10 protein-coding genes are annotated in these 11,403 nt (G+C 69.1%); 7 read left to right on the forward strand and 3 right to left on the reverse strand.

Features of this window, described 5'->3' with window-relative positions; genetic code table 11:
* Positions 1–621, reverse strand: a 621-nt coding sequence (locus ACWDU1_RS21485; protein WP_450000917.1) for an FAD-dependent oxidoreductase, incomplete at its 3' end; no start/stop codon positions are given.
* 173 nt (positions 622–794) lie between these two features.
* Here ACWDU1_RS21485 and thiE point away from each other — a divergent pair.
* Positions 795–1,490, forward strand: a complete 696-nt coding sequence (gene thiE / locus ACWDU1_RS21490; protein ID WP_450000919.1) for a thiamine phosphate synthase — start codon at positions 795–797, stop codon at positions 1,488–1,490.
* Between the two features lie 78 nt (positions 1,491–1,568).
* On the opposite strand, the gene ACWDU1_RS21495 is transcribed toward thiE, so the two are convergent.
* Positions 1,569–2,453, reverse strand: coding sequence for an alpha/beta fold hydrolase (locus ACWDU1_RS21495; protein ID WP_450000921.1), 885 nt, complete (start codon positions 2,451–2,453; stop codon positions 1,569–1,571).
* A gap of 98 nt (positions 2,454–2,551) precedes the next feature.
* On the opposite strand from ACWDU1_RS21495, the gene ACWDU1_RS21500 reads away from it, so the two are divergent.
* Entirely contained in the window at positions 2,552–3,148 is a 597-nt protein-coding gene (locus tag ACWDU1_RS21500) for a TetR/AcrR family transcriptional regulator (RefSeq protein WP_450000922.1), read from the forward strand.
* 205 nt (positions 3,149–3,353) lie between these two features.
* On the opposite strand, the gene ACWDU1_RS21505 is transcribed toward ACWDU1_RS21500, so the two are convergent.
* Positions 3,354–3,509, reverse strand: coding sequence for a hypothetical protein (locus tag ACWDU1_RS21505; RefSeq protein ID WP_450000924.1), 156 nt, complete (start codon positions 3,507–3,509; stop codon positions 3,354–3,356).
* Between the two features lie 168 nt (positions 3,510–3,677).
* Between ACWDU1_RS21505 and ACWDU1_RS21510 the strand changes: the two genes are divergently transcribed.
* Genes ACWDU1_RS21510 through ACWDU1_RS21530 form a run of 5 tightly spaced genes read left to right on the forward strand, consistent with a single transcriptional unit; the run spans position 3,678 to position 11,393 of the window.
* Positions 3,678–5,393, forward strand: a complete 1,716-nt coding sequence (locus ACWDU1_RS21510) for an acyclic terpene utilization AtuA family protein (RefSeq protein ID WP_450000925.1) — start codon at positions 3,678–3,680, stop codon at positions 5,391–5,393.
* A complete protein-coding gene (locus ACWDU1_RS21515; RefSeq protein WP_450000927.1) occupies positions 5,390–6,541 on the forward strand; it encodes an acyl-CoA dehydrogenase family protein in 1,152 nt (383 codons plus the stop codon). Before ACWDU1_RS21510 ends, ACWDU1_RS21515 begins: the two co-directional genes overlap by 4 nt.
* Positions 6,538–8,136, forward strand: a complete 1,599-nt coding sequence (locus ACWDU1_RS21520) for an acyl-CoA carboxylase subunit beta (protein WP_450000928.1) — start codon at positions 6,538–6,540, stop codon at positions 8,134–8,136. Before ACWDU1_RS21515 ends, ACWDU1_RS21520 begins: the two co-directional genes overlap by 4 nt.
* 8 nt (positions 8,137–8,144) lie before the next feature.
* Positions 8,145–10,217: an acetyl/propionyl/methylcrotonyl-CoA carboxylase subunit alpha gene (locus tag ACWDU1_RS21525; protein WP_450000929.1), complete on the forward strand. Its 2,073-nt coding sequence runs from the start codon at positions 8,145–8,147 to the stop codon at positions 10,215–10,217.
* Between the two features lie 15 nt (positions 10,218–10,232).
* Positions 10,233–11,393, forward strand: coding sequence for an acyl-CoA dehydrogenase family protein (locus ACWDU1_RS21530; protein ID WP_450000930.1), 1,161 nt, complete (start codon positions 10,233–10,235; stop codon positions 11,391–11,393).
* Positions 11,394–11,403 lie beyond the last annotated feature (10 nt).

The following is an 11,403-nucleotide window of genomic DNA, read 5'->3' on the forward strand; positions in this document are numbered from 1 at the left end:
CAGGCCGGGCCACAGTTTCGCCGAGGCCGCGCCCGCGGCCAGCACGATGCGGTCCTGGGGCAGCGCGTCGAGGTCGCGGACCGAGGTGGGGTCGAGCACGACCCCGGCCTCCGCGACGGCCTTGCGCAACGCGGTGACCAGGCGGCGGTTGTCGATCGCGGGTTCGGCGGCGGCGAGCAGCCCGGCCCGGATACCGCGGGCGAGTCCGGGTTCCAGCGCCCGCACCCCGGCCCGGTCAAGTACTCGCAGGTCGTGCCCGCGTTCCCCGACCCAGTCGGCCACGGTGCGCAGGTCCGCGGCATCGGCGGTGTCCTGGGCGACGGTCAGCGTTTCGGTGGCGACGAAGACATCCACGCCGGTGGCCTCCGCGAGCCGCCGCGCGAATCCGGGCCAGCTCGCCAATGCCGCCGCGCCGAAGGCGAGCACCTCGTCCTCACCCGGCCAGCCCTCCGAGAGCGGCGCCAGCATGCCGCCGGCCACCCACGACGCGCCCGAGCCCACGGCCGGATCGAACAGGGTCACCGGCTGGCCGGAGGCCGCGGCCCGCCAGGCCACCGCCAATCCGATGACACCACCGCCCACGACGGCGACGGATGGTGCACCGGGATCGCGCACGGTCATCACGCCACCTCCTCCGGGACTGCTCGCGCACGATCTCGCCGGCGCGGCGCCGCCACCGGACCCGGGTCGTGCGCGCGGATGTTCGCACTGCGCTCTACGTACCGCGGCGCTCTACGTACCGCGGCCTCTACCTCTTGCGACATCTCCACGTTAGCGCGGCTACCGTGGCAGTTGTGCAACAGTCCTCCGCTCGCCGAACGCTGCCACCGCGCGACCGACTCGCGACCGCCAGGCTCTACCTGTGCACCGACGCCCGGCGTGAGAAAGGTGACCTCGCCGAGTTCGCGGACGCCGCATTGGCCGGCGGCGTCGACATCATCCAGCTCCGTGACAAGGGCTCGGCGGGCGAACAGCGGTTCGGCCCGCTCGAGGCGAAGGGTGAACTCGCCGCACTCGCCGAACTGAAGGCCGCCACCCGCCGCCACGGCGCGTTGCTCGCGGTCAACGACCGCGCCGATATCGCGCTGGCCGCCAACGCCGATGTGCTTCACCTGGGACAACAGGATCTACCCCCGTGGTACGCGCGCCGCATCCTCGGCGCCGAGGTGGTGATCGGACAGTCCACCCATGACCCGGAGCAGGCCCGGCTGGCCGCCGCCGACGAGAACATCGACTACTTCTGCACCGGCCCGGTCTGGGCGACACCCACCAAACCCGGCCGCGACCCCGCCGGTCTGGAACTGGTCCGTAGTACGGCCGCCGCGCAGCCGGCCCGGCCCTGGTTCGCCATCGGCGGCATCGACGGCGCGTCCCTGCCGGAGGTCGTGGCCGCGGGCGCCGAACGCATCGTGGTGGTGCGCGCGATCACCGCCGCCACCGACCCGGAAGCGGCCGCCCGCGACCTGAAGGCCGCCCTACTGGGCACCTGACCTGCCTCGGTGCCGGGTACTGCCCGCGGATGCCGGCCACCGATGGGTCGACGGCCGCGTTGATCGCCGCTTGCGCGCTCAGGCGCGCACTTGGTCGTGACTGTCGATGAAGTCGAGGAAGCGGGGGATCACCTGTTCGGGGTTGGCCCAGAGCAGGTCGTGTCCGACGCCCGGATAGGTCTGCACTTCCGCCGTAGGAATGAACTTCCGGATTCGCTCGGCCCCGGCCACGGGATCGCTGACCACCGTGTCCGCGCCGTAGAGCACCAGCAGCGGCGCGGTCAGCGCGGTCATCTGCTCATCGGTGAGCATGCGGTCCCAGGGCATCCCGGGCCGGAATTTCGCCGCCGCCGCGGCCATGGCGAGTTCCTCGGCGTCGAGTTCGGCGCGGGGTGTGAGCCACTGGTTGAACTTCCGCATCCGCTCCGGAGTCGGCCGCATACCCATGAGTACGAATTTGAACAGCAGGCTCGCGCTGGGTTTGGTGAAGGTGGCGCCGCCCGGTTCGAACATGGTGAGACTCGCCAGCCGTTCGCCCCGGTGCACCGCGACCATGGCCGCCAGCCAGGTCCCGAGTGAGTTCCCGGCCAGATGAACCCGTGCCACACCGAGCCCGTCCAGCATCTCCGCAACCCAGCGCGCGATATCGGCGCCGTCGCGCAGCGGTTCGGTCTGTACGCAGCGTCCCGGCCATCCGATGACATCCGGGGTGTAGACCACGCGGTCGCGGGCGAAATCCTCGATGAACCGGTGCCAGACCGTCCCGTTTCCCGCGATACCGGGCAGCAACAGGATCGGTGCCCCCTCGCCCGCCCCGGACCTGCGCACATGCGTTGTCCCGAATGACGTTTCCACATCGAAGGTGGTCGACGGGACCGGCCAGCGCGCGGCCAGGGCGTCGTAGGCCCGCCGGTGCGCGGCTTTCGCGTCGTCGCTGGTGAATCTCCCCGTTTTCGGCATCATCTCCCTCTCGCCGTTGGTGATATGAACATACCATATAATTGGTATGGGTATACCATCCAGTCGTCGGGGCCGGACGGGAAAGGAAGGTGGCGGAGCTCGTGCCACGGTTGGTCGATCACGAAGTACGGCGGCGGGAGATCACCGATGCCACCCGCCGGGTGATCGTCGCGGGCGGACTGGAATCGGTGACCTTCCAGACGGTGGCGGCCGAGGCCGGATTGTCGGTGCGACTGGTGCAGTACTACTTCGGCACCAAGCGGGAGTTCCTGCTGGCGACCCATCGGTCGGTCATGGAGGACGCCGGGGCTCGTTTCGCCAAGCGGATGGCCGAGCTGCCGCCGGGTGCCGGTCCCCGGGAGTTCATCCGGGCGGTACTCACCGAATTGCTCCCGCTCGACGACGCGCGCCGGGAGGAGGCGGTCGTTCTGGGGGCATTCAATACCGCCGCGATCGCGGGCCGGGGTATCAGCGCCGAGGAGACGCTCGCCGCGCCCCGGGCATTGGTGACCATCGTCGCGCAGCAGCTCGAACGCAACGGCTCATCCGAAACCGTGGATCTGAACGCCGAGCTGATCCTGGCCGCCATCGGGGGGCTCGCGCAGGGAATGCTGCCCGGTCAGTACACCGCGGAGACGGCGGTGACGCTGGTGGACCACCTGCTCGATCTCATGCTGGGAATCACGCCCGGGAGCTAGGAGGGGTGCGCCGGCCCTGCCCGGCGCAGATGGGCAGGGCCGGCGCGTCTCCATCGGGTCCAGGGCAGGCGGTCGGCCGTGGTCGGCCGGATCGCCGGCGCTGGGTCTCCGAAGGCATAGTGCCCCGCGCACGCACGCGGGAAACCTCGCAGCGAAATCCGGATTGTGAAAAAGGTTACGGGCTACTGCCGCTCGGGGCCACCGGCTACAGCAGCCAGAGCACCGCGGCCGCCGCCGCGAGGGCCGCGGCAACGCCGAGCGCGATTGCCAGCGGGCGGGTGGTCTTCCAGGTGGTGTAGGCGCCGCCGATGAGGAAACCGGCGAGGGTGAACAGCAGGACGACAGCGACATCGGTGGACACGGTGGGACATTTTGCCTGGTCGAGCCCGGTGACGGTGGTCCGGGTCGGCGTCTCGTCAGTTAACAAGCACGCGTGCTTGCTTTTTTCTCGACCGCCTGTGATGCTGAACTCATCCGCCGCGGGCACGCACCGTCCCGCCCGCCGCCACGGTAGGAGGCACAACCGCTGATGAGTGCTCTGGCCGCCGATCCGGACCTGATCCGCATCGGTAACTGCTCCGGGTTCTACGGCGACCGGTTCGGCGCCATGCGCGAAATGCTCGAGGGCGGGCATCTCGACGTGCTCACCGGCGACTATCTCGCCGAACTCACCATGCTGATCCTGGGTCGCGACCGAATGAAGGATTCCGGTCTCGGGTACGCCAAGACCTTCCTGCGCCAGCTGGAGGACTGCCTCGGTCTGGCGTTGGAACGCGATGTCCAGATCGTCAGCAACGCCGGCGGGGTGAACCCGGCCGGGCTGGCGGAGAAGGTTCGCGAACTCGCCGCCCGCCTCGGGCTCGATATCGCGGTCGGGTACGTGGACGGTGACGACCTCACCGGCCGGGCGGCCGAACTCGGCCTGGGGTCGCCGCTCACCGCCAACGCCTACCTCGGCGCCTGGGGTATCGCCGAATGCCTGGCCGCGGGCTCGGATGTGGTGATCACCGGCCGGGTCACCGACGCCTCGGTGGTGGTCGGCCCGGCCGCCGCCCATTTCGGCTGGGCGCGTTCCGATTACGACCGGCTGGCCGCAGCGGTGGTGGCCGGGCATGTGATCGAATGCGGTACCCAGGCCACCGGCGGCAACTACGCGTTCTTCACCGAGCTCCCCGATCTCGGCCGGCCCGGATTCCCGATCGCGGAGATCCGCGCCGACGGCAGCAGCGTCATCACCAAACATCCGGGGACCGGCGGCGCCGTCACCGTGGACACGGTGGCTGCCCAGCTCATGTACGAGATCCAGGGTGCGCGCTATGCCGGGCCCGATGTCACCGCCCGGCTCGATACGGTCGAACTCGCGGCCGACGGCCCGGACCGGGTGGCGATCCGGGGCGTCGAGGGCGAGCCGCCGCCGCCCACGGTGAAGGTCTCGCTGAACACCCTCGGTGGCTTCCGCAACGAGATGGAGTTCATCCTCACCGGTCTCGATATCGAGGAGAAGGCCGCGCTGGCGCGGCGGCAGCTGGAGGCCTGGCTGCCCCAGCGCCCGGCCGAGCTGGACTGGACTCTGGTGCGGCTGGACCGCCCGGACGCCGATACCGAGGAACAGGCCAGCGCGCTGCTGCGCTGTGTGGTCCGCGATCCCGACCCGAACAAGGTGGGCCGGGCGTTCTCCGGGGTCGCGGTGGAACTCGCTCTGGCCAGTTACCCGGGCTGCAGTTTCACCGCCCCGCCCGGCAACGGATCCCCCTACGGTGTCTACCGGCCGGGATACGTCGATATCGCCGAGGTCCCGCATGTGGCGCACCGCCCGGCCGGCTGCCAGGTGCTGGTGGGTGGGCCCTCGGAGACCCGCGAACTGGCCCCCGTGCCGGAACCCGTTCTTCCCGAGCCTCTTTCGTTCACCGCGACCAAACGGGTGCCGCTCGGCACGATCGCGCTGGCGCGCAGCGGCGACAAGGGCGGTGACGCGAATATCGGGGTCTGGGTGCGCACCGACGACCAATGGCGTTGGCTCGTACACGAACTCACGGTCGAGCGGTTGCGTGAACTGCTGCCCGAGACCGCCTCGCTGGAGGTCACGCGGCATGTACTGCCGAATCTGCGGGCGCTGAATTTCCTGGTCACCGGTCTGCTGGGTGCGGGCGTGGCCTATCAGGCCCGGTTCGATCCGCAGGCGAAGGGGCTCGGCGAATGGCTGCGGTCCCGTTATCTCGACATACCGTTGGAGCTGCTGTCTTGAGCACTGTCTGGAACACCCCGGAGCGCCGCGAACTGCGCGCCACCGTCCGCGCGTTCGCCGAACGCGAGATCCTGCCGCACCTCGACGACTGGGAACGCGACGGGGAGATCCCGCGCGAACTGCACAAGAAGGCCGGTGCGCTCGGACTGCTGGGCATCCAGTTCCCCGAGGCCGCGGGCGGCGCCGGCGGCGACGGTATCGACGGCGCGATCGTCTGCGAGGAACTGCACTACGCGGGCGTCTCCGGGGGTGTGTTCGCCTCCCTGTTCACCTGCGGTATCGCCGTTCCGCATCTCATCGGCGCGGGCGACCCCGACCAGATCGAACGCTGGGTGAAACCGACTCTGGCCGGGGAGAAGATCGGCTCGCTGGCCATCACCGAGCCCGGTGGCGGTTCCGATGTCGGCCATCTGACCACCACCGCCCGCCGCGACGGCGACCACTACATCGTCAACGGCGCCAAGACCTACATCACCTCCGGCTGCCGCGCCGATTTCGTGGTCACCGCCGTCCGTACCGGCGGCCCCGGCGCCTCGGGTGTCTCGCTGCTGGTGGTCGAGAAGGGCGCGCCCGGTTTCACGGTCGGCCGGAAACTGGACAAGATGGGCTGGCGCGCTTCCGATACCGCCGAACTGTCCTATCAGGACGTCCGGGTACCGGTCTCGAACCTGGTGGGGCCGGAGAACTCCGGATTCCTGCAGATCGCCTCGGCGTTCGTCAGCGAACGCGTCGGCCTCGCGGTACAGGCGTATTCGAGCGCGCAACGCTGCCTGGACCTCACCCTGGACTGGGTGCGCTCCCGGGAGACCTTCGGCCGGCCGCTCATCGGCCGGCAGGCCGTGCAGAACACCGTCACCGAGATGGCGCGCCGGGTCGATATCGCCCGCGTCTACACCCGCGATATCGCCGCGCGGGCGGCCGCCGGGGAAACCGATCTGATCGCCGAGGTCTGCTTCGCCAAGAACACCGCCGTCGAATCCGGTGAGTGGGTGGCGAATCAGGCGGTGCAACTCTTCGGCGGACTCGGCTATATGCGGGAATCCGAGGTCGAACGCCAGTACCGCGATATGCGGATCCTGGGAATCGGCGGTGGCACCACCGAAATCCTCACCGGCCTGGCCGCGAAACGACTGGGGTATCAATCATGACGACGCTGCGCAGCACCCTCGACACCACCGGCGCGGAATACACCGCGGCCGCCGAGGCCATGACGGAAAAGCTCGCCGAGGTCGCGGTCGAGTTCGAGAAGGTCGTCGCGGGCGGCGGCCCGGAGAAACTGGCCCGGCACCGCAAACGCGGCAAACTGACCGCCCGCGAACGTATCGAACTGCTCATCGACGAGGACTCCCCGTTCCTGGAACTGTGCCCGCTCGCGGCCTGGGGCAGCGAATTCCAGGTCGGGGCGAGCACGGTCGCCGGGATCGGCGTGGTCGAGGGCGTGGAGTGCATGATCGTCGCCCCCGACCCCACCGTGCGCGGCGGCACCTCCAACCCGTGGACGCTGCGCAAAACACTGCGGATCAACGACATCATCCGTGAGAACCGGCTGCCGGTGATCTCGCTGGTGGAATCCGGCGGTGCCGATCTGCCCACGCAGAAGGAGGTCTTCGTCCCGGGCGGGCGGATGTTCCGCGACCTCACCCAGGCGTCGGCGGCCGGTATCCCCACCATCGCCCTGGTCTTCGGCAACTCCACCGCGGGCGGCGCCTATATCCCCGGAATGTCCGATCACGTGGTGATGATCAAGGAACGTTCCAAGGTGTTCCTCGGCGGACCGCCGCTGGTGAAGATGGCCACCGGCGAGGAATCCGACGACGAATCCCTCGGCGGCGCGGATATGCACGCCCGCGTGTCGGGCCTGGCCGACTACTACGCGCTCGACGAACAGGACGCCATCCGGATCGGGCGCCGTATCGTCAAACGGCTCAACTGGACCAAGCAGGGTCCGCGGCCGCGTCCCGCGGTGCTCGAACCGCTGTACGACCCCGAGGACCTGCTGGGTATCGTCCCGCCGGACCTCAAGATCCCGTTCGATCCGCGCGAGGTGATCGCCCGGATCGTCGACGGCTCCGATTTCGACGAGTTCAAACCGCTCTACGGGTCGAGCCTGGTGACCGGCTGGGCCGACCTGCACGGGTATCCCGTCGGTATCCTCGCCAACGCGCGCGGTGTGCTGTTCTCCGAGGAATCGCAGAAGGCCACCCAGTTCATCCAGCTCGCCAACAAGACGAATACGCCGCTGCTGTTCCTGCACAACACCACCGGCTATATGGTCGGCAAGGAATACGAGCAGAAGGGCATCATCAAACACGGCGCGATGATGATCAACGCGGTATCCAATTCCAAGGTGCCGCATATCTCGGTACTGATGGGTTCATCCTACGGCGCCGGGCACTACGGAATGTGCGGCCGCGCCTACGACCCGCGTTTCGTCTTCGCCTGGCCCAGTGCGAAATCCGCGGTGATGGGCGGGGCGCAACTGGCCGGGGTGATCTCCATCGTCGGCCGGGCCGCCGCCGAAGCGCGCGGGCAGGCCTTCGACGAGGAGGCCGACGCCGGGATGCGCGCCATGGTGGAAGCGCAGATCGAGGCCGAATCGCTGGCCATGTTCATGTCCGGCCGGCTCTTCGACGACGGTGTCATCGACCCGCGCGATACCCGCACGGTGCTGGGGATGGCGCTGTCGGCCATCCACACTGCCCCTGTCCAGGGCGCCGAATCCTTCGGCGTCTTCCGAATGTGAGGCCGGACGTGACGAATTCACAACAACCCATCACCAGCGTCCTGGTCGCCAATCGCGGGGAGATCGCGCGTCGCGTCTTCGCGACCTGCCGCCGGATGGGCTTGGGCGCGGTCGCCGTCTATTCCGACGCGGACGCGGATTCACCGCATATCGCCGAGGCGGACGCGGCGGTCCGGCTGCCCGGGAACACCCCCGCCGAAACCTATCTGCGCGCCGACCTGATCATCGCCGCCGCCCAGGCGACCGGTGCCGATGCCGTGCACCCCGGTTACGGATTCCTCTCCGAGAACGCCGAATTCGCGCGCGCCGTCGAAGCCGCCGGGCTGGTGTGGATCGGGCCGCCCGCGGCCGCGATCGAGGAGATGGGGTCCAAGGTCGCGGCCAAGAAGATGATGGACGCCGCCGGGGTACCGGTCCTGGCCGAACTCGACCCCGGCGAGGTCACCGAGGATCAGTTGCCGGTTCTCATCAAGGCCTCCGCCGGTGGCGGCGGCCGCGGTATGCGGGTCGTGCGGGCGCTGGCCGAACTGCCCGGACAGTTGGAGGGCGCGCGGCGCGAGGCCGAATCCGCCTTCGGCGACCCCACCGTCTTCTGCGAGCGTTATCTGGAGACCGGTCGCCATATCGAAGTGCAGGTGATGGCCGATACCCACGGCACCATCTGGGCCGTCGGCGAGCGGGAATGCTCGATTCAGCGGCGGCACCAGAAAGTCGTCGAGGAGGCGCCCTCACCACTGGTGGAGCGGATCGACGCCGAAGGCCTGCGCGACGGCGCCGCGGCCGGGTCCGGTGGCCGGGTGGTCCCCGGCGGAATGCGCGACCGGCTGTTCGAGGCGGCCCGGCAGGCCGCTGCCGCCATCGGTTACACCGGCGCCGGTACGGTCGAATTCCTGGCCGACGAGACCGGCGAGTTCTTCTTCCTGGAGATGAACACCCGCCTGCAGGTCGAGCATCCGGTCACCGAGTGCACGACCGGTCTCGATCTGGTGCGAATCCAGCTGGAGGTCGCTCAGGGGGGTCATCTCGACCCCGAGCCACCCGCCATGCGCGGTCATTCGATCGAGGTCCGGCTCTATGCCGAGGATCCGGCGCAGGACTGGCAGCCGCAGAGCGGCACCGTGCACCATATCGATATCCCCTCGGTGACCGCCGAATTCGATCTGCTCGACCGGCCCGGCGTCCGGCTGGATTCCGGCGTGCTCGACGGGTCCGTGGTCGGCGTGCACTACGACCCCATGCTGGCCAAGGTCATCTCCTACGGCCGCACCCGCGACGAGGCCGCCCGGCTGCTGGCCGGGGCGCTGCACCGGGCCCGAATCCACGGTCTGGTGACCAACCGCGACCTGCTGGTCCGGGTGTTGCGCCATCCGGCCTTCCTGGCCGGGGACACCGATACCGCCTTCTTCGCCACCCACGGCCTGGACGAGCTGGCCGCGCCGCTGGTCAGCGGGACGGACGAGGAACTGGCCGTGGTCGCGGCGGCGCTCGCCGATGCCGCCGCCAACCGGGCCGGGGCCACGGTGGTGGCCGGCGCGCCCAGCGGCTGGCGCAATCTGCCCTCGCAGTCCCAGCACAAGTCCTATGAGAGCCGTGTCAGCGGTGTCCACGAGATCGGCTACCGCTTCACCCGCTCCGGGGTCGAGGTGGCCGGAATGGACGGACTGGAGCTGATCTCGGCCGCGCCCGACGGGGTGGTGCTGGCGGTTCCCGGCCCGCACGGCCCGGTGCGGCGTGGTTTCGCCGTCGCCCGTTACGGCGAGCTCGTCTGTGTCGATTCCGCCCTCGGGCCCGTCGCGCTGACCCGGCTCCCGCGGTTCACCGATCCCGCCGACCAGGTCGCCACCGGATCGCTGCTGGCACCGATGCCGGGCACCGTCATCCGGCTGGGTGCCGAGGTCGGCAGTACGGTCACCGCGGGGCAGCCGATTCTGTGGCTGGAGGCCATGAAGATGGAGCACACCGTCGCCGCACCCGCCGACGGCGTGCTCAGTGCCGTCAATGTCGAGGTCGGCCGGCAGGTGGAGGTCGGAGCCGTACTCGCCGTGGTGGATCCCGCCACCGATGCCCCCGAACAGCGCTGAAATCAGGAGAAGGCAATGAGCTTCATCGAATCCGACGAACGCAAAGAGCTGCGCGCCGCCGTCGCCGCGCTCGCCGCCAAATACAACTATCGCGACTATGTGCTGCCCCGGGCGCGGAAGAACGAACCGCTGGACGAACTGTGGGCCGAGGCCGGCAAGCTCGGATTCCTCGGCGTCAACCTGCCCGAGGAATACGGGGGCGGCGGCGCCGGTATGTACGAGCTCGCGCTGGTGATGGAGGAACTGTCGGCTCAGGGCGCGGGTCTGTTGCTCATGGTGGTCTCGCCCGCCATCTGCGGCACCATCATCACCAAATACGGCACCGATGCGCAGAGGTCGGAATGGCTGCCGAAACTCTCCGACGGCTCGGCCAAGATGGTTTTCGGTATCACCGAACCCGATGCCGGCTCCAATTCGCACCAGATCACCACCACCGCCCGTCGCGACGGTGACGACTGGCTGCTCACCGGCCGCAAGATCTTCATCTCCGGGGTCGACCAGGCCGAGGCCGTGCTGATCGTGGCGCGCACCGAGGACCACAAGACCGGCAAGCTGAAACCGGCGCTGTTCATCGTCCCCACCGACGCTCCCGGGTTCGAGAAGACCCCGCAGGAAATGGACATCATCGAACCGGACCACCAGTTCACCCTGTTCCTCGACGATGTCCGGCTACCGTCCACGGCGCTGGTCGGCAAGGAGGACGCCGCCCTCATGCAGCTGTTCGCGGGCCTGAATCCGGAACGCATCATGGGTGCCGCGATGGCCGTCGGCGTCGGCCGCTACGCCCTCGACCGCGCGGTGGACTACGCCAAGGAGCGCACTGTCTGGAAGACCCCCATCGGTGCGCACCAGGGCATCTCGCATCCGCTGGCGCAGGTGAAGATCGAACTGGAACTGGCCCGGCTGATGATGCTCAAGGCCGCCACCCTCTACGACGCCGGTGACGAGATGGGCGCCGCGGAGGCCGCGAACATGGCCAAATACGCCGCCGCCGAAGCCAGTATCAAGGCGCTCGACCAGGCCATCCAGACCCACGGCGGTTCCGGGCTCACCTCCGAATACGGTCTGTCGGCCATGCTCGGCGCCGCGCGGATCGCCCGCATCGCCCCGGTGAGCCGGGAGATGATCCTGAACTTCGTCGCCCAGCATTCGCTGGGTCTGCCGAAGTCCTACTGAGCACCCGGGC

It is taken from the genome of Nocardia sp. NPDC003345 (assembly GCF_053589395.1).

Excerpts from the sequence above, each read along its gene's own strand:
- ACWDU1_RS21495 (WP_450000921.1), bottom strand. The coding sequence starts at position 2,453 with ATGATGCCGAAAACGGGGAGATTCACCAGCGACGACGCGAAAGCCGCG.
- ACWDU1_RS21510 (WP_450000925.1), top strand. The coding sequence starts at position 3,678 with ATGAGTGCTCTGGCCGCCGATCCGGACCTGATCCGCATCGGTAACTGC.
- ACWDU1_RS21520 (WP_450000928.1), top strand. The coding sequence starts at position 6,538 with ATGACGACGCTGCGCAGCACCCTCGACACCACCGGCGCGGAATACACC.
- ACWDU1_RS21530 (WP_450000930.1), top strand. The coding sequence starts at position 10,233 with ATGAGCTTCATCGAATCCGACGAACGCAAAGAGCTGCGCGCCGCCGTC.